19 protein-coding genes are annotated in these 19,614 nt (G+C 35.7%); 3 read left to right on the top strand and 16 right to left on the bottom strand.

The features are described from left to right. Nucleotides 1-123 precede the first annotated feature (123 nt). On the top strand, nucleotides 124-528 hold the full coding sequence (locus tag K6959_RS00695) for a hypothetical protein (RefSeq protein WP_374058368.1): 405 nt from the start codon (nucleotides 124-126) through the stop codon (nucleotides 526-528). Nucleotides 529-720: 192 nt separating this feature from the next. On the opposite strand, the gene K6959_RS00690 is transcribed toward K6959_RS00695, so the two are convergent. Both K6959_RS00690 and K6959_RS00685 read right to left on the bottom strand, forming a co-directional pair. Continuing rightward, a complete protein-coding gene (locus tag K6959_RS00690; protein ID WP_163242880.1) occupies nucleotides 721-1,383 on the bottom strand; it encodes an ABC transporter ATP-binding protein in 663 nt (220 codons plus the stop codon). 37 nt (nucleotides 1,384-1,420) lie between these two features. Next, entirely contained in the window at nucleotides 1,421-2,191 is a 771-nt protein-coding gene (locus K6959_RS00685; protein ID WP_223087343.1) for a hypothetical protein, read from the bottom strand. Between the two features lie 622 nt (nucleotides 2,192-2,813). Between K6959_RS00685 and K6959_RS00680 the strand changes: the two genes are divergently transcribed. Next, nucleotides 2,814-4,049, top strand: a complete 1,236-nt coding sequence (locus tag K6959_RS00680; RefSeq protein ID WP_262421845.1) for an IS110 family RNA-guided transposase — start codon at nucleotides 2,814-2,816, stop codon at nucleotides 4,047-4,049. A 163-nt stretch (nucleotides 4,050-4,212) separates the two neighbouring features. Here the strand turns inward: K6959_RS00680 and K6959_RS00675 are convergent, their stop codons facing one another. The 6 genes from K6959_RS00675 to K6959_RS00650 form a co-directional block, all read right to left on the bottom strand. Further along, nucleotides 4,213-5,022, bottom strand: coding sequence for a hypothetical protein (locus K6959_RS00675; protein WP_223087342.1), 810 nt, complete (start codon nucleotides 5,020-5,022; stop codon nucleotides 4,213-4,215). Continuing rightward, entirely contained in the window at nucleotides 5,010-5,792 is a 783-nt protein-coding gene (locus K6959_RS00670) for a hypothetical protein (protein WP_223087341.1), read from the bottom strand. Before K6959_RS00670 ends, K6959_RS00675 begins: the two co-directional genes overlap by 13 nt. Before the next feature lie 211 nt (nucleotides 5,793-6,003). Beyond that, the gene (locus tag K6959_RS00665) at nucleotides 6,004-7,506 is read right to left on the bottom strand and encodes a multicopper oxidase family protein (protein WP_163243437.1); all 1,503 of its coding nucleotides are present in this window, start codon (nucleotides 7,504-7,506) and stop codon (nucleotides 6,004-6,006) included. Between the two features lie 368 nt (nucleotides 7,507-7,874). Beyond that, nucleotides 7,875-9,173, bottom strand: a complete 1,299-nt coding sequence (locus tag K6959_RS00660) for an MFS transporter (RefSeq protein WP_163243436.1) — start codon at nucleotides 9,171-9,173, stop codon at nucleotides 7,875-7,877. 36 nt (nucleotides 9,174-9,209) lie between these two features. Next, nucleotides 9,210-9,644 (bottom strand): DUF6526 family protein, encoded by a 435-nt coding sequence (locus K6959_RS00655; RefSeq protein ID WP_163243435.1) that lies wholly within the window; start codon nucleotides 9,642-9,644, stop codon nucleotides 9,210-9,212. Between the two features lie 212 nt (nucleotides 9,645-9,856). Continuing rightward, nucleotides 9,857-10,504, bottom strand: coding sequence for a hypothetical protein (locus K6959_RS00650; protein ID WP_163243434.1), 648 nt, complete (start codon nucleotides 10,502-10,504; stop codon nucleotides 9,857-9,859). Between the two features lie 201 nt (nucleotides 10,505-10,705). Here K6959_RS00650 and K6959_RS00645 point away from each other — a divergent pair, with 201 nt between their 5' ends. Next, entirely contained in the window at nucleotides 10,706-11,461 is a 756-nt protein-coding gene (locus K6959_RS00645; RefSeq protein WP_246234942.1) for a class I SAM-dependent methyltransferase, read from the top strand. Between the two features lie 241 nt (nucleotides 11,462-11,702). On the opposite strand, the gene K6959_RS00640 is transcribed toward K6959_RS00645, so the two are convergent. The 8 genes from K6959_RS00640 to K6959_RS00605 form a co-directional block, all read right to left on the bottom strand. Continuing rightward, entirely contained in the window at nucleotides 11,703-12,044 is a 342-nt protein-coding gene (locus K6959_RS00640) for a hypothetical protein (protein ID WP_163243432.1), read from the bottom strand. After that, nucleotides 12,037-12,420, bottom strand: coding sequence for a hypothetical protein (locus K6959_RS00635; RefSeq protein WP_223087339.1), 384 nt, complete (start codon nucleotides 12,418-12,420; stop codon nucleotides 12,037-12,039). The genes K6959_RS00640 and K6959_RS00635 overlap by 8 nt, the downstream gene beginning before the upstream one ends. Nucleotides 12,421-12,461: 41 nt before the next feature. Further along, nucleotides 12,462-14,540: a DUF6792 domain-containing protein gene (locus tag K6959_RS00630; RefSeq protein WP_223087338.1), complete on the bottom strand. Its 2,079-nt coding sequence runs from the start codon at nucleotides 14,538-14,540 to the stop codon at nucleotides 12,462-12,464. Between the two features lie 318 nt (nucleotides 14,541-14,858). Beyond that, a complete protein-coding gene (locus K6959_RS00625) occupies nucleotides 14,859-15,092 on the bottom strand; it encodes a DUF6792 domain-containing protein (RefSeq protein ID WP_163243588.1) in 234 nt (77 codons plus the stop codon). Then, on the bottom strand, nucleotides 15,092-15,715 hold the full coding sequence (locus tag K6959_RS00620; RefSeq protein WP_163243589.1) for a hypothetical protein: 624 nt from the start codon (nucleotides 15,713-15,715) through the stop codon (nucleotides 15,092-15,094). The genes K6959_RS00625 and K6959_RS00620 overlap by 1 nt, the downstream gene beginning before the upstream one ends. Before the next feature lie 327 nt (nucleotides 15,716-16,042). Further along, nucleotides 16,043-16,291 carry a DUF6792 domain-containing protein gene (locus K6959_RS00615; RefSeq protein WP_163243590.1) on the bottom strand — a complete coding sequence of 83 codons (249 nt, stop codon included), beginning with the start codon at nucleotides 16,289-16,291 and terminating at the stop codon, nucleotides 16,043-16,045. Beyond that, complete coding sequence (locus K6959_RS00610) at nucleotides 16,291-16,914, bottom strand: hypothetical protein (protein ID WP_163243420.1); 624 nt, start codon at nucleotides 16,912-16,914, stop codon at nucleotides 16,291-16,293. Before K6959_RS00610 ends, K6959_RS00615 begins: the two co-directional genes overlap by 1 nt. Nucleotides 16,915-17,127: 213 nt before the next feature. Further along, on the bottom strand, nucleotides 17,128-19,254 hold the full coding sequence (locus K6959_RS00605) for an MMPL family transporter (RefSeq protein WP_223087336.1): 2,127 nt from the start codon (nucleotides 19,252-19,254) through the stop codon (nucleotides 17,128-17,130). Nucleotides 19,255-19,614 lie beyond the last annotated feature (360 nt).

Raw genomic sequence — 19,614 nt, 5'->3', positions numbered from 1 at the left:
GAGGTATTAATATGAGTGGATCGGAATTATATGTTAGTTTAGTAGTGGGTCCAAATTGTGATATGGAATCGTATGCACTGCGCTCAACACTCGAGTATTTCGGGGTAAGGGTTACTGTCCATTATGATAGGAAGGCCAAATGATTTTGTTGATGTGCTCTCTGGTAAAGATCGCGATCATAAGCTTGATTATTTAATTTTTAATTTCCACGGAGATAAAGGAAGATTTTGTATGACTGTCCTTGATCATGATGTATATGAGGATAAGGAGCCGAAAGGAGAATTCTTTGATCATCAAGATGTTGTCCGCTATGCAAATTTTAAAAATGTAAAAGTTATCGCGGCGGGGTGTACTTTGGCGGGGTGTACTTTAGGAACTCAGCAATTAGCAATGGCATTCCTTAAAAGTGGTTGTCATTCTTATATAGGTCCTCATAATTATATAGATGGTAATTCTAATTTAATGTTTCTTATCAAATTTATGTATGAAATCATAGATAACAAAGCGGACCGAACAAAAGGCATTTGAAATTGCAAAGTCTATTGATCAAGAAACGTTGATGTATCAAATTTATTCTTCCATAGAGAAATAACTTTGGGCTGTCTCAAAAGTCATTTTTCAATGACTTTTGAACTGCCCTGCTTTTCACATGAAAATAGATTACTTTGATTAGTAAACATGTTAGTTAAATCTTTCAAACTCTTATAGTTAAAAATTAACCTATACAAATTTAACACTTTCGTTTGTTTTCTGGCTTGAAAGTTTACCGTTATCCATTTCATAAACTTCATCACATAATAAGTTAATATCACTTTCGTTGTGACTAGCTAGAAGGATTGTTACTCCTAGGTTCTTATATTCTAAAATCATCTTTTGAATATCTTTTACTCCTGAAGCATCCAGTCCATTCATCGGTTCATCAAGTATTAAAAGCTTTGGTTTTTCCATAATTGCCTGTGCAATTCCTAGGCGTTGTTTCATTCCGAGAGAATAGGTTTTTACAGGTGAAGTTTTTTTAGAGTCAAGTCCAACAAAATTTAGACACGCTTTTATATCATCATCAGAAATTTGATTTTTGACAGAGGCTAACAATTTTAAATTATCAAAAGCAGAATAATTTGGCAGAAATCCGCCAGAATCTAATAGTGCTCCAAACTGTTGAGGAAATTCTCCTTTACTAACTTGTGTTCCAAGAACACTTATACTCCCTTTCGTTGGTGTGATAAGCCCAGAAATTGTTTTAAATAAAAGACTTTTTCCGGACCCGTTTCTTCCCACGATTCCATATACACCTGGAATATTAATTTTTAAATTAATATGATCTAGTAAAACATTATTTTTTACTACTTTACATAAGTCATTAATCTCGATAATGTTTTCCAATTTGTTCACTCCCCGCTTTTTTGTTATGAAGCTAATCTCACATTATTTTAAGCGCTTTCTCATGTTTAAGCATGAAAACTTTAACTAATACAAAATATAAACATAATACTAATATGCTTGAAATACTTATCCACAAAGGAAATTCGATACTTGTCCGAATAGTTTTAGCATATAAAAATTCAGTTATAAACATTTTATTTTTTTCCTGAATCATTAGTTGATCTAAAGTTAACGCTGAAAGTGAAACAACGATCGTTACTAGTAAAGAAAAAAGCTCATTTCTAGATAGCATAAAGATCATTACTTTGAATAAAAAAAGACATAAAATAGTAAAGAAAAAAACAAGCCATTGTTTTAAAATGATTTTGCCATTCATGATATTCAAACTAGCAAACGCTAAATCAGCATCTAACAAGGCGAGTATAACAAAGGTAAATAAAAATGATAAACCAGTACTAATAAAGATGAAAATACAGCAAGAAAATAATAAGCTATGAAACCAACTAGAAAAGCTCTCCATCCGGACAAATAAATAAACAGGGGGATTTTTGAATTGTTTAAAAAGCAAGTTTCCCGGAATGATTAAAAAAGGCAACAATAAAAGCAACCAACGAAAGATGTCACCGTTTATTTCCAATGGTAAAACAAACATAAATGATACCTTTTCTAATAGATTTACAGGAAAATAAGCTTCAAATAAGCTATACGTAAAGAATATATTTGCACTTAAAAATCCAAAAATAGCAAGTAATGTTAAAGGGGAAAATAGAGTTTTTAAATAGTATGTAGTTAAACGTACAAAAATCATATTTTTTTTTCCCCTCGTATAGTAGTAGTAAGAGCTCTTTCTAGAAGAATTTCCAGTTGATCCGGATCCTCTACAATTCACTCTAGATTCCTATAGGTTTTTTTAAAGGTTAGCCTCTCGGCTTTCCCATCAATAAATGTTTTTGTTTTACCCTTGTTTCACCCCTCTGGTGGGGAAGCCGAGGTAAAGTCAAACTATCAATAATAGATTTACGTATTGTTGTTATTTCGCAGGGGGATAGTTCCCTACTGCTTCTTTGAAATACCTTTTAACTGAATATCGTGAAATGGCGGAGAATGGAGGATGCTCCAGCGTTTTACTCCGTCATTTTTTTTATAGCGTTTTAGACCTGCTCATGGGACAATGGAACCCGACAGGATCGTATCAGGATATTGCTTTTCCCCCTTGCGGACATCTCGCGATGTACTGCTTAATAAGCCTGCTACCCATGGTTCATTATTGAAGGTCTAACCACTGGTTGCGCCGCCGTAAAAGAAGTGAGTGTAGCGCTCATGATGGACTTCTTTTCTTTGAGTGCTGATGACGAGGAAGACATCGATGATTCCCGTGGGCACCCAGGTCTGAACGTTCTTGATTAACTTACCTACTGGAGGTGATTGGTATGTCACAAATGCTTGTTGGTGTAGACGTAAGCTTGAAGTCCCATCATGTCCATTTCATGAAACAGGACGGATCCACACTTGCCGACTTTTCTGTTTCTAATGATCAAAACGGGGGCCGCAACCCTGATCAAACGAATGCTAGAAGCAGCGGAAAAAAGTCAGGCCAACCAATTGAAGATTGGGATGGAAGCCATGATCTTTACAGTTGGCATCTTGCCCATTATCTACAAGACCAAATGAAAGGCTATGAACCTAAGTTCCAAGCCTCTATCTACGTACTAAATGCGAGAAAAGTCGCTCGTTTTAAAAAAGGGTATGACTCCCTTGTGAAAAACGATCGCATAGATGCCTGGGTCATCGCTGACCACTTGCGCTTTGGCCGACTGCCAGCCCAAATGAAAGATGCCATACAATATGAAGCCCTTCAACGATTAACACGGACAAGGTTTCATTTTATGCGGGAAATTACCCGAAATAAAACGTATTTTCTTAACCAGCTCTTTTTAAAGTTCAGTGGACTGAGACAAGATAATCCATTTTCAGATAAATTCGGAGCTACGAGTATGGCTGTCATGGAAGAACTAGAGCCCGAAACCATCGCTGAAATGAGTATCGAAGAACTCGTCGAGTTCCTGCAGGATAAAGGGAAGAACCGATTTGAAAACCCAGAAGAAATCGCAAAATATCTTCATAAGTTGGCTAGATCATCTTATCGGTTAAATAAGGCTATGCAGGATCCCGTAAATATTTCTATGTCAGTTACTCTAAGTACCATTCAACATATCGAGTTACAAGTAAAGCGGCTAGATAAAGAAATTGCCAAGTTAATGAAAGGCATACCGCAAACTCTAACGTCTGTAAAAGGAATTGGAGACGTTTATGCGGCAGGGCTGATAGCCGAAATAGGCGATATAAAGCGATTTAAAGATCATCATGCCTTAGCGAAATATGCTGGTTTGGTATGGAACCAAAACCAATCGGGCGAATTCGAATCCCAAGAAACGGCAAGAATGAGGACAGGCAATAAATATTTGCGATACTACCTTATTCAAGCTGCCGATAAGATCCGAAAGTATGACTCTGAATATAAAGCTTTTTACACAAAAAAGTACGATGAAGTTCCAAAACATAAACACAAACGCGCTCTCGTCTTAACTGCAAGAAAACTGGTACGATTGGTGTTTTCGCTACTACGCACCAATCAGTTGTACACACCACCTGAAAGGAGAGATTAAAACTTCTTATTCAGACCCTTTCAAACACCCAGCTTCACACTAATAGTGATTGGTAAAAAAAAACTGAAAATAGTGTGAGGTTTATTTGTTATACTCTTTTTAAGCACTTTTCAATGAAATCCAATATTAATTTCCAATCCACCGAATTTTAGTGCTTGACATATTACCACTGGGCTTTATATTTTTCGATATCCGACTTTTTAAACAATAAAAGTCCAACGATAAAGAAAAAGATAGATAGTACTAGATAATAGATCAACCCGCCATAAAAAAAGTCTCCAAAGATAGTTTCCCCATGAAATAGAGATATAAAAACATTTACATAATTAAATGGCAAAAAAACGGATAAATTATCCCAATAACTTAATAAAGACACACTATTCAGTTCACTTAAAAGAAAGACAATAAATAGTGCAAAAAAAAGACTTCCTTTGATCAAATATGCTGAATAGAAAATTAATGACTTTAAAAATAGATTAAACCACAATAAAATCAAAGAAAAAATGGCCGCAGTTAAAGGAGATATTTTCTTTAAATCACCAGTTTCCTTTATGTAATTTAATTGAGCAAATTCACTCCATTCATTATGAAAAGAAAGCGATAGAAACGATTGTAAAAACATCACTAAAATAAAAATAACGAGAAAAAGCAATGTAAAGCGACCAAGATAAAAAAATTGCATGTTATACCAATGAGTTTTGTTTTTAAACCTAATCATTAAATAATGATCTATGTTATTTGGCGGTAAAAAAAGTGTTAAAGCAATTAAAAATAAAGGAGTAACGCCATAATGCATCGGGTGTAGTTCTGTAAGTTGCAACAAATAGTCGTATATATTGCCTTCCATTTGTACTATCGTGGCTAGTAAATAAAGTGAGTAAAAAAAGATCAGAAGAAAGATAAAAATGTATCCTTTTTTATAAAAAAAAAATTTTTTAAAGCTCTCATTATGAATAACTTTCAACTCTCCCATAGCGCTTTAATCCTTTCTCCTCCAAAAAACAAAATACCACTAACCCCTAATAAAATACTGAAATAGACTAATTTCTGAATAATAGACATTCCGAAGTGATGAATGTCATATAAGGTTAATGCATTTAAATAAATATTTAACTTGGTTAAAATCGTTCCAGAAATGATCAGAAATATAAATGGTACGAGCATCGCAACGTATCTATTGTTAATCAGCGTACTCACTCCTATTCCTAACGAAGAAAAGACAAAACCACAAATAAATAAATTGAGCAAAATAATCATTATCATTAAAAACGCCGAATCAATACCAATTATATTGAAAAAGGCAGCCGTTTCTGTCTCCTCTTTTATCATCGGCAATTGAAAAATAAGTTTACAGATAAAGAGGAAGATAAAACCGATAAAGGGCCCAATAAATAAAGCAAAGCCGCCAGCAAAGCCATTCACAAACCAGCGAATAATTTTATAATGTTTTTTTTTTAATCTAATAAGAAGATACTGGTCAAACCCCGTTAATTTATCGATCCTATAAGAAGTTGCAAAAGGCATGCATACAATTAAAGGAAATGCTATAATAAGAAAGTTAGCAGTGCCTGAATTATATCCTTGTAAAAAAGCATAGAGCACTGAAGTACTACCACTAAAAATCCAAGACATTGTTTCTAGTATGCCGATAAAAAAAAGCACAATAGATAGCAGAACAGCTAGGATCATTTCTTTAGATAAAAACGCTCTCCTCGTTTCTTCCTTAATATATTGAATGAACATATAGCACCTCGTTTTTACTGTAATATAAAATTAAAAAAACCACTATTATTACATTAAATGATATTAATTGGACTTTCAACCATTTTTTCATAATGCTAGTGGAAAATAGATTTAATTAAATATGAACTTAACAGAAAAATTCAACAAAAAAAGCTTGTAAATCGTCCAAGAGGACTTTATCTACAAGCTTCCATTCGCAATGAATTCCTTCTTATTCTACTTTTATTTGTCCCATCATTCCGTTATCTTCATGTTCTAAAATGTGGCAATGGAACATGTAAACACCTTTATGTTTAAATTGCACCGCTATGTTAACTTTTTCTCCCGGCTTAATCGAAATACTGTCTTTCCAGCCGCGTTCATTTTCTGACGGTGCTTTACCATCTCTTGAAACAATTTTAAATTGTGTACCATGAATATGGAACGGATGAATCATTCCGCCCATCATATCTGGTTTATTATAAATTTCCCAAACTTCTGTCTCTCCTTGTTTTTGTGTAAAATCAATCCGGTTCGGATCGAATTTTTTCCCATTAATCGTCACGTGCTCCATCATGCCGAAAAGCTCGACTTCTTTTGTAACCGGTAAATTTTTCTCTTCTTCTGTCAAAGTAACATCATTGAGTTGAGCAGGGATATTACTTTCCTCCCCCTCGTCTCCAACTACATGAAAAGGTAAAAGAGTAGAGCCATCTTCGTTCACTAAAGCAAGTTGATCACTTGGATCGACATTTGAAAAATCAACAATAATTTCTGCTCGTTCGGACGGTGTTAATGAAATTTCATTTAGAGTAATAGGTTCATTTAACAGTCCGCCATCTGTTGCAATTTGTGTAAAAGTTCCGCCGTTGTTTAACTTAAATGTATAGTTTCTTGCATTCGAACCATTTAATAAACGCAGACGCACCTTTTCTTTTCGAACAGATAGTTTAGGATTTAAAGTTCCATTAATTAAAGACATATCGCCAATTGTTCCATCTTCATTCATTAACATTTCATAGTTTAATTGTTTATTTTCATCAAATAAGCGATCCTGGAAAATTAACGGAATATCATTTTTACCGTAAACATTTGGTAAGCCCAGCTTTTCCGATTGTCCATCTTCGATATAAAGTAACCCCGCTAATCCTTTGTATACTTGTTCTGCTGTTTTTCCTTCAGGATGCGGATGGAACCAAAGCATAGAAGCTTCTTGCGCTACATCTAACTCTATCGTTTTACTTTCACCAGGCTTTAAAGGTGCATGAGGACCTCCATCAGCATGGCCCGCAACTTCTAAACCATGCCAATGAAAGGTCGTTTCTTCGTCCAGTTCATTGACAGTTCGAATTTTTACATGTTCACCTTTATTTAATCGTAAAACCGGTCCTAAAAAATCGCCATTGTATCCATATGTCTCTGTTTTCGCATCTTTAAAAATGGACGTTTCTCCTTTTTGAGCTGTAACTGTGTAAGTTACCTCGCCATTTTCATCACGTTCTAATAATGGAGGGATGAGCAGCTCATTCGTCCCTGTTGAATCTTCTAAACGAGTGACATTATCGTGATCCATATGCCCTTGCATCTGATGATTCATCTGTCCTTTCATCATATTTTGATGCATTCCGCCGTATCGCTCTTCTCTAAATTGTTCACCTTGCAGAGCTTCACTGCTGCATCCACTAATCATAAGCACCCCCATTAATACAGCAAAAATTTGACCTCGTCGTTTCATTTTAAATACTCCCTCTCAATCTGTTATTACTTCATAGGTTACTAAAAAAACTTGCAAAATTAATGCAGATTCTTTTAACAAATTGAGTCAAGTTTTTTCCAAATTAAAACCTCCTCATTACCTTTTTTACACGTACCTGAGGAGGTTAAAAAAAAAAATTTATTTTTATTTCAAATTCCTTTGCCTTTTTCAACTTCATTTTTTAAGTTTGCCAAGCTATTTGATGTAACTTCATTCTCCATCTTTCCAACGATCTATACATTTCACATTTAGAAGAGGTGAGATCACCATTTTTATTTCCGTAAAATTGTTGACTTTACAAATTCCTTCACATGCGGTACAGGCTGAAATAACCTTAAGGCATACACTTAGTATGTTACATCATCAAGCTTCTTTTCGTTTCTCTTTTCTTTTAATCGTGCCCAAATAATAAGTGGAATTAACAACAACGCTAAGTATGTGCCGATAAATCCTAAAACGTTGTAGCTTGAGTTGGCAACAATTACACCAGACAATAAGCTCCCTGCTGTTCCTCCTAATGCAACCCATACATCAACTGAACCTTGCGTTTTTGCACGAGTTTTCATATCGGTCGAATCAACGATAATCGCCGTTCCACTAATTAAGCCAAAATTCCAGCCTAGACCAAGCAACATTAACGCAGCCGTAAGCCAAAACAGCGAGTCACCTGGTGCAAAAGCAGCCATCAATCCCGAAATCGCTAATGTGATACCCGATACAATCACCATAAAAGTACGTCCGACTTTATCGACTAAAATACCTGTTCCAAGCGAAGGCAAATACATCGCTGCAATGTGCAGGCCAATCACAACGCCGACCGCTGTCAATCCAGTTCCATGATTTTGCATATGAATTGGTGTCATTGTCATAATCGCCACCATCACGACATGCGATAAGACGAGTACTAACCCACCGACGAAAACACCAATTTTGTTCACTTTACTTTGCAGTACTTCTTGCACCTGATTTCGTTGTTCTTGTTCAGCCGCAATCGCTCTTGCCACTAAAAAAGGGTCAGGGCGTAAATAGATAAACAACGTCAGACCCGCTAATAAATAAGCTACGGCCGCTAAAATAAATGGACCTGCTAAAACTGGGATTCCGATCGCCGCCGCAACTTTCCCCATCGGCGTCACTAAATTGGGTCCTGCCACCGCACCAAAAGTCGTCGATACCATGGCAATACTTACCGCTGTCCCACGTTGCTTTTCGTTAGCCAAATCAGTTCCAGCATAACGTGCTTGTAAATTCGTCGAAGTCCCGGCACCATAAACAAATAAAGCAAGAAATAGTAGAAATACATGATCCATTACAGCGGCAACAATAACACCGATGGCACCGATTCCCCCAGTAATGAAGCCAATTGACAACCCATAACGACGGCCAAACCGCTGTGACAGTCTGCCAACGATAAAAGCAGCAAGCGCAGATCCGAGCGTAAATAATGCAGCGGGCAAACCAGCAAAGCTTTCTGTTTCCAACATATCTCGAGCGATAAGTGCACCGACTGTAATCCCTGCCGCCAGTCCCGCTCCGCCAAAAATTTGCGACATGACAACGACGAATAAAGACCGCTTATATAACTTTTGTTTCGCCTCTATTGAATGACCATACTGTGACATTTCCATCGAATGATTCTTTTTCATAACAAGTCCTTTCTAATTCCAATTGCATTAAACTATTCATACTCGATGATCATCTCTTCTCCAAACATGAATTTCTCGCTTTATTTCACGAGGGGAAAGGTTTTCGGCAACAGCTCGGTCGACTAATCTCACATATTCCTCATCAGAAGCAAATAGAAGGGCAATCATTTGTTTTATCGTAATCCGAGGATCGATCCGTTTCTTTGTCAGCATATAGTATCGCAACTGTTCTTCTGTACGAATAAGACGATCTTGCAATGTAATGGCATAAATGCGTGCAAGCATTCCCGGAATAATGGCCAGTACGACTAATCCTAATAAAAACAATAATTGCAGTGAAAATGCATCATTCATGATTTGATAGATAACGTATCCGATCGTACAAACTAACATGCTGAGACTTAAAGGCAGCCAAATAAAATGCTGTAGCGGCTGATACCGTGTATGATTATGAAATGATTGTTCTTTCATCTTATCACCTCCATATACCTTTATGAGTATTATACATACTGCTTAAAGCTTATTGCGACAATAAAGCATTGAAAACTATAAAATTTAAAAATCCCCTTTAAACCATTAAATATATCGTTTAAATAGGGATATATGACTGTATTAACGAATAAATATTTTCAAAATATCGATGAATATATCGCATTACTTTTCTAAGTATAAAAGGAGCTTATTCATAAATTTTTAATTGTTCCTCGATTTGTTTTTATGATAACAGGTGTATCCATACCCGTTTTGTGCGAAAATAACCATCTTCTCCCGATCGGACCTAAAATAATGAATACCCCATCTTCATATTCACCCATAAAATTCAAATTTTTATTCGATAAAGGTCTATTATCTCTTTGCGGAATACCCATCTCGATCAATTGATCAGCATAATGCTTGATCTCGTTTGCAGAAATGCCTATCTCACTTACTCCTAAAATGTGTTTAGATGAAAATATGGAATCTGTGGCAGGTGGTGAGGTTTCACGCCTTGCAATAAATTCCACAATATTACCTGCTGGGTCTTCAAAGTAAAGCGCGTTTGCTTTTACATATTTAAAATCCACTTCATCAACACCATCTTCTGTTAGCAAAGGCACACGCTCCTTTATCCATGCTTTCGCTTGTTTGAAAAAATTTGCGGGAATATTAAAAGCGAAGTGATAGTAATAACGATCCTCCTCATTTTGATGGATTGTAAAAATACTCTCACCTGCTTGGAACGAAGCAGTCTTACTTGTCATTGATAGACTTTCAAATTGCATCATATCTTTATAGAAAGAAACTGTTTCCTTAAAATTTGAAATAAAAATTTCTAGCTGTTCAATCTTCATGACTCATCCCTCCAACATCATTATATATAATAAGTCGAAAGTGATCTCTCATCCATTTGGCTGATTTTTAGAAAAGGACTAATAGCTACGATGTGGTATTATGTGCATACTAGATCATCTTCACCCTTGACATTTATTTAATGACGCTTTTATTTTTGTTTCGACTTAGCTTGTTTTAAAATAGGACAAAGAGGGATGAAAATGAATAACAAATGGAATGCTCAGTTGTATGATGATAAACACGAATTTGTCACAAAATACGGTGAAAGACTCATTCATTTATTAAATGCCCAAGCTGGAGAGACGATTTTAGATATTGGTTGCGGGACGGGTGATTTAGCAAATCAGATTGCGGCATCAGGAGCTCATATCATAGGGATAGATACTTCCGAAGAAATGATTCAGCAAGCAAAAGCAAAATATCCAAATCTCCTATTTCATGGAAAAAATGTAACAAAGCTTGAAGAAGTCGCAAAATATGATGCTATCTTTTCAAATGCCGCATTACATTGGGTTAAAGAAGCAAAAACTGCCGTTGGAAAAATGTTTCAAGTATTAAAGCCCGGGGGACGCTTAATCGTTGAATTAGGCGGTGCTGGTAACATTGCTTCAATTGTCCAAGCAATTAAAGCAACAATAGAAGAAATGCAATTAGAGTATCGAGAAGATCAGTTTCCATGGTATTTTCCTACTCCCTTAGCATATCATGCCTTATTAGAGCAAGCTGGATTTACCGTCGATACAATTGAATTGTATGATCGTCCTACAGAATTAGACGGAAAAGAGGGGCTTCGGAATTGGCTAGATATGTTTAGTCAAAGCTTACTTGCTCATCTGACAGAAAAGGAAAACCAAACCGTGTATGATACAACCGAGAAAAAATTAGCAGAGAAATTGTATCATAAAGGCAAATGGATAGCCGATTACCGAAGGCTGCGAGTCACTGCTCGTAAGTAAACTAATAGCTTCTCCTTCTTTATTAAGGGGGAAGCTATTGGGTAATGACTTATTATATAAATATGGATTAAGCTGAAACTTTCGGCTTCTAAAAAGATAGGGATTCAAAAGAAAATATGATTGTCGAGGAAATTCTGAAGATGTCAAACTGAAAATTCTGCCTATACTTTTGATTCAAAAAGGATTCAAATGATGAATCCATATGGGCTTTTAACTTATCAAACTAGCATGATCTCGATCTCTATGAATCTTTCACATGCTCCTTATATGTAATCGTCATATCTTGTAAGTTCATTTCATTAATTTGGGATTCTAATTCACGTACAAGCTCATCTACCCGGCTTTCCAAATGATTTAATAATAAAATATTTTCCTTTGCAAAGTTTAACGATTCCTCCTTCATTGCTTCAACTATTTCCCCCTTTTGTTGCTCATTAATAATCAAATTGTGAAAAAGAGTAAAAAACTGACTATCAACTTGAAAGAAGTAGTCTACGTAATAGTTTAAAATTGGCTTTTTATGATCAAAATTTTGCAATTCAAATATTCTTTCAGTTACTTTAATTGAACGTTCATTATCCATTGTAGACCACCTCTGCTAAATCAAATCTTTGGGCGACTCTCATTTCTTCGTCAAACAACTCCTCAATCGCTTTTCGATATTTCTCAATATATATAAATCCCCGCTCGACAGATTCATTTAGTTTATTTATTTCAACACTCATATCCATATTTCTCATCGGAGATATATTTTCATGAATATTTAATTTTGTTATTGTTCGATGATACATCGGAGAAAACCCGTATTGATGAAAAAGTCTTGTATAACTAGATGGGGACTGCTCCATATGGTCAATTTTACGAATTGTATTTGTCCTCCACTGATCATAGCATTCATATATTTCTCGATCGAGTACTTGGATAAAACGACTAACTTGTTGTTTTTTCTCTTCTAACATCGTTTTTCCTTTTACATACATATTAATAGTTGCAGAAATATTTACCCAAAGCTCTCTCTTCCGCCACGAGAAGTAGCAAGGAGCATATCTGTCCCAGCATATTTCTTTCCGTCAAACTGAAAACTTTCGAGCATTTCCGCGATACTATGACTATGACCAATCTGATTCAATATTTTTTTATATTTTTTTAAAGCTTCAAAATAAGCCATCAATGACTCATACTTTTTAAGTCCCTTTAAATAAGTTCCAACGTCTGTTCCGATTACCGCACTCATATATCCCGCATTTAAGGGAAGCTTCCTTACACTATCCATATGTCTAATACTTTTTTCCATATCTAATAAATCTTTCTCGATTCCCGCAAAGATCTCAATTAAATCATTCTTTTGTTCTTTTGTAATATAACCAGCTTTCATTAATTCAGAAAATATTTTATCACTATTGCCCGTGATGATTTGCACTGTTTTGAGTAAATCCGGCAGTTTTTTGTTCACATTTACAACCATTTCGGAAAATTCAGCTTGTTTTTTAAAATAAGTGGCTTTACTTTTCTTTATATTTTCCAAAAGCTTCATATCAATCCCTACTAAATCTTTTAATACTTGGTCGATTCCACCTGCTTTTTTTGAAGCAATTGTATAATCAATCGCATGGCGTTGGAGCTGCATCACAACATCATCAGGAATTTTTTCAATTAACTCTCTTAAGCCAGGAAATTTTTTGTTCGTATCATGTTTAATAATATTTCCGAATTCAAAAAACCCTCTGACAGAACTAGCAGCATATAACGGATCATCTATAGAAATATCTTGGTGAATATTTTTCGCTTTCTCTCCATAAAACTGTAAAGCTATTTTCTCGAGCTTTTTAGGATTAAGAGAGTGGATTTTAAAACGGTCTGTTCTCAAGATTGGATATAATTCGAATAACCTATTTCTAAACTTACGATCAGCAAAAAACAGCTGATAATAATTTGTTTGAGCACCGTTGACACTATACACACTTGTAAATGTATTATAAATTAAATGAGCAGTAGTATTATTATTATGAGCAAGTGAATGGGATAAACCTATTACAGGAATGGGATAATCCTCCTTTTTAGGGTCAATCTCAAAACCAAACTTTTTTAATGCATCCTTTGTAAATTTATGAGTTGCCCTAGCTTGCGCAGCATCAAGCCCTGCAAGCATCGCTTTCAAATTATAATCCCAATCAATTAAACCTTGCGATCCTTCAGATACGACATAAACTTCGTTAATCGTCTTATCTTCAGAAACAAAATGAATCGCAGTACCATCATATCCTGATGGATCATTCTTTAACGCTTCAGATTCTGACGAACTCATCAGCTCAATCGTTGCCGGTAGTCGCTCGCCCGTCTCTTCAATATAAATCCGTTCAATTTCTTGAATATACTTTTCTTTCGGCAAATCTAAATATTCTAGCTCTATAATACGCATACGCATTTCTTTCGTCAGCAATACTTGCGGTTCCATCAGTTTTCCCCCCCTTTCTGTTTTCTCATGAACAAATTTTACCGAGGTAATCCACTTATATGCTTGTTTTAAATCTTTTTCTTTTAATTGTTCACAATTTTTTTGACAAAAAGATTGGTATAATAGATCAATGCCACCAGCATCTCTATCGTTTTGTAAGTAACCTACATAACCATATATATCATCATCACTTTCAGCTTCCTTTTCATCTTGAAAAAAAGATACATATAAAGTTTGCCCATCCCCTTTCACTTCTTCAAAATTTAATTCCGTCCCCATCATTGCTTCTAATGCTCCCTTATCTATATCCTCGTGCCCAGGATTAAAATAACTATAATATTTAACTTGTATATCGGCAAAAATATCAGCGTCTTCTTCCCAAACAGCGATATTTAAAGATTCTTGGTTTTCTCTAGATGCATACGCTCTTTCATTCGTTAACCCTTCCCGTGGAAACGCCATTGTATATTTCCCGTTTTGTGATAAAAATGGGTAGTACCCAGGCATCATTTCTTCTGTTGATTGGAGAAAGCTTCTTGTGGACTCATCTTCAAATGCGCGGCCTTTTGGCAAATCTTTTGGATCCATATCTTTTGGTAACAATGATTGTTCCTTTTTTTCCATTTGACATCCTCCTAAAAAGATCAACATAATCAACATGATGAATGGGATTTTTTTGAGTTTTAGCATACACAAACCTCCAAAATTGGTTTCATACTGATAAATATCGTATCATCATTTATGATAAAATATTTTATTTATTGGTAAAATAGGACTTTATTCACACTGGAGCTATCATTCTTCTAAAAGGAAGGGGGCTTTCTATTGAAATAGGCTGACAGATTGATTGTTGTTGCAACGGGAAGTATACATTGAGGGGGAGGAGCTAAGATGTGGCTTATAGATTAAAGGATAAAATAAATGGCCAAATGTGATGGTGATTTAGTCATATCTTATAATATGAGTGGCAGTACCATCATATCCTGATGGATCATTCTTTAACGCTTCAGATTCTGACGAGCTCATCAGCTCAATCGTTGCCGGTAATCGCTCGCCCGTCTCTTCAATATAAATTCGTTCGATTTCTTGAATATATTTTTCTGGCGGTAAATCTAAATATTCCAGCTCTATAATACGCATACGCATTTCTTTCGTCAGCAATACTTGCGGCTCCATTAGTTTTCCTCCTTTTCTGTTTTCTCATGAACAAATTTTACCGAGGTGATCCACTTATATGCTTGTTTTAAATCTTTTTCTTTTAATTGTTCACAATTTCTTTTACATCTTGATGTATAAATTAAATCGATCCCACCGGCATCTCTATCGTTTTGTAAGTAACCTGCGTAACCATATACGTCATCATCACCTTCAGCTTCCTTTTCATCTTGAAAAAAAGATACATATAAAGTTTGCCCGTCTCCTTTCACTTCTTCAAAATTTAATTCCGTCCCCATCATTGATTGTAATGATATTTTATTGTTATTTTCATATCCTGGATTTAAAAAACCATAATATTTAACTTGTATATCGGCAACAATATCAGCGTCTTCTTCCCAGACAGCGATATTTAAAGACTCATGGTTTTCACCAGATAGATAAATTCTATCACCAGTTAATCCTTCCCGTGGAAACGCCATTGTATATTTCCCGTTTTGTGATAAAAATGGGTAGTACCCAGGCATCATTTCTTCTGTGGATTGGAGAAAGCTTCTCGTAAACTCATCTTCAAATGCGCGGCCTTTTGGCAAATCTTTTGGATCCATATCTTTTGGTAACAATGATTGTTCCTTTTTTTCCATTTGACATCCTCCTAAAAAGATCAACATAATCAACATGATGAATGGGATTTTTTTGAGTTTTAGCATATACACAAACCTCCAAAATTGGTTTCATACTGATAAATATCGTATCATCATTTATGATAAAATATTTTATTTATTGGTAAAATAGGACTTTATTCACACTGGAGCTATCATTCTTCTAAAAGGAAGGGGGCTTTCTATTGAAATAGGCTGACAGATTGATTGTTGTTGCAACGGGAAGTATACATTGAGGGGGAGGAGCTAAGATGTGGCTTATAGATTAAAGGATAAAATAAATGGCCAAATGGATATTTTGATCATATATTATTCGTTAATCGCCTTATCTTCAGAAACAAAATGAATCGCAGTACCATCATATCCTGATCGATCATTCTTTAACTCTTCAGATTCTGACGAACTCATCAGCTTAATCGTTGCCGGTAATCGCTCGCCCGTCTCTTCAATATAAATCCGTTCAATTTCTTGAATATACTTTTCTTTCGGCAAATCTAAATATTCTAGCTCTATAATACGCATACGCATTTCTTTCGTCAGCAATACTTGCGGCTCCATTAGTTTTCCTCCTTTTCTGTTTTCTCATGAACAAATTTTACCGAAGTAATCCACTTATATGCTTGTTTTAAATCTTTTTCTTTTAATTGTTCACAATTTTTTTGACAAAAAGATTGGTATAATAGAACAATTCCACCAGCATCTCTATCGTTTTGTAAGTAACCTGCGTAACCATATATATCATCATCACTTTCAGCTTCCTTTTCATCTTGAAAAAAAGATACGTATAATGTTTGCCCATCCCCTCTCACTTCTTCAAAATTTAATTCTGTCCCCATCATTGATTGTAATGATATTTTATTGTTATTTTCATATCCTGGATTTAAAAAACCATAATAATTAACTTGTATATCAGCAAAAATATCAGCGTCTTCTTCCCAAACAGCGATATTTAAATATTCTTGGTTTTCTCTAGATGCATACGCTCTTTCATTCGTTAACCCTTCCCGTGGAAACGCCATTGTATATTTCCCGTTTTGTGACAAAAATGGGTAGTACCCAGGCATCATTTCTTCTGTGGATTGGAGAAAGCTTCTCGTAAACTCATCTTCAAATGCGCGGCCTTTTGGCAAATTTTCTGGATCCATATCTTTTGGTAACAATGATTGTTCCTTTTTTTCCATTTGACATCCTCCTAAAAAGATCAACATAATCAACATGATGAATGGGGACTTTTTTGAGTTTTAGCATACACAAACCTCCAAAATTGGTTTCATACTGATAAATATCGTATCATCATTCGTTCTAAAATATCATTTCAAAGTAAAGAAACGTCACTCATAAACTGAGTAACGTTTCAGACTATTGACAGACGAGGCTCGTGAACGACTGTTTATCTAGTTATTTATTTTTTTTTTTCGCCAAAAACTATACTTGCCAAGCAACATTAATATAGAAGGAATAAGTAACGGTCGAACGATGAATGTATCGATTAAAATTCCAATTGCCATAATGAACCCAAATAATTTCAACTCATATATCGGCATTGTAGCTAATACTAGAAAGGTCGCCGCCAAAATTAACCCTGCTGAACTGATGACACCGCCTGTCTTTTCAAGTCCTCGTCGAACAGCATCCTTAAATGGCATCAATTTAATCTCTTCCCGTATTCTCGCGATTAACATAATCGAATAGTCGACCCCAAGCGCTACAAGGAATACGAATGAATAGAGCGGCAGTCTATAAGAGATCGCATCTACATCCAAAAATAGTTTAAACAAGAAAATTGAAAGCCCCATTGTCGCAGCGAACGATAATAAAATTGTGCCTACCATATAGATTGGCGCAATGACGGAACGCGTTTGTAAACCTAGCATCACTGTAATTAAAATTGTCATTGCAATCATAACAAGCCAAGTATCATGCGCATTAATCTTAGTCAAATCTGCATTCTTTGCAGTTTCTCCCGCTACGAAAAGCTGTGTATTTTCAAATCCGGCATCCTTTAGTATCGCATCGCTTTCGTCCCTTAATTTATTGACAGTTTCAAATGCTTTCTTCTCATATGGATTACCTTCGAACGTTACCGAAAACTTAGCGCTTTTGCTATCGGCTGTTATCGGATTTCCTTGGACTGTCACTTGATCAATACCCGGTCTGTCTTCAATCTTCTTAACAACTTCTTGAAGCTTTTGCATGTCTATTTCCTTGTCGGAAACAAAAAGTAAATTTCCAGGCGCTAAGTTCCCTTCTGAAAATGCCTCCCCAAGGCGTTCATACCCAACGCGGGATGAAAGATCTTCAGGGAACGATTGAATAAGATCATACGATTCCTCCAAATTGCTTGCATTCCAAGTCCCTAATAAGAGCAGAAGCATAATTGACACCATAAATATAATTGGCTTCTTTATAACTGCATTAGCAACTTTACCCCAAATCGTCGTCTTTTCAACTGTTGCCTCTCCATATTTAGGGATAATCGGCCAAAATGCTTTTCGGCCAAACAATGCGAACATAGCTGGCAACAACGTCAAACCAGCAAGTAACATTACTACTGTCGCAATAATGAATACAGGCGCGAAATTACGATACGGTTCATAAAAGACGAAAAATAACGTCGCCATACTAGTTAAGATTGTACTTCCACTGAAAAAGATAGGTTCCCTCACGCCACGCATCGTAACATGCATAGCCTCATTCACCGACTCATGCGTTTTTAACTCTTCCCGATAACGAGAGAAGATAAGCAATGAATAATCTGTCACAACCGCAAATAATAAAATCGTCATAATTGAGAGAGCTTGGTTCTCCACGTTAAACCAATTCCACGAAGCAGTCAGTCCGATTAACCGATCCACTATTGCATACACAATTGCGGCTCCAAGCAGTGGGATCAGTGTCAACAACGGTGAACGGTAAATGATAAGAAGCAACACTAGGATAAGACCGATCGTTGATAACAATAAAACAACATTTGCCGAGCTAAATAGTTCAATTGCATCAGTTGCAATACCAGCTGGACCTGTCCAAGAGACTTCTACATCATGATCGATTTTTTTATTAAAATCTTTTTTTATTGACTTAATAAATGTATTTAATTCTTTCGCTTCAAGATCATTAGGAATTGTAACAGGAATAAAAAATGTCTTTTTGTCTTCGGATATGAACGATGCACGTTGCTCCGGCTTCAATTTAGTTAATGGAATGACTTTAGCCGTACCATACGGAGACTTCATATCCATTTCTTCCAATGCCGCTGCATACTTAAGGATTGCCTCTTCTGATAAGCCCTTTTCGTCATGAAATACTGCAAATAACGGCATCCCCTCATCTTGCGGAAAATATTTCTCCAACTGACGATCTGCAATAATCGATGCTGAATCGGCAGGCAATCCGCTGTTTTTTAAAGGTTCTGCAAATTCCTTGCCACCCGGAGCTACACCGGAAAGTACAATCATCACGACAAGCCAGATGCCTACGGACCACCACCATAACCGTTTACCTTTTAAACTACTATTACTCATTCGTCACACACCCTTCTCTTCTTATACATTTAAAGCAGCAATATAAAATCCGCTGATTCAAATGAGCCATTTGCACGGATAGCAATCAACTAAAGAATAAAATCAGATCCCAAACGGAAAAGCTAGCATCCTCCATTCGAGAATCTAGTAAAACTAAATAGTCTCGCTATACAAATAAACTGCATCATGATTTCCCCCTAAATTTGACAACAGCTTTATAATAAGAGTCCAACATTAACAAAATATTAACTAAAGGTTACAATTTTCGAAGGGGGAACATTTGGAACTGCCGAATCTGTGTTTTTTGGCATGTAAATACGAACACATACTTCACTATCTTTTTCGAATTAGAAATGATCG

Origin of the sequence: Bacillus aquiflavi, assembly GCF_019915265.1 — a bacterium.
Lineage (GTDB): Bacteria > Bacillota > Bacilli > Bacillales > Cytobacillaceae > Bacillus_BT > Bacillus_BT aquiflavi.
Note: the sequence above shows the minus strand (reverse complement) of the source record. Positions and strands in the feature narration are given on the sequence as shown.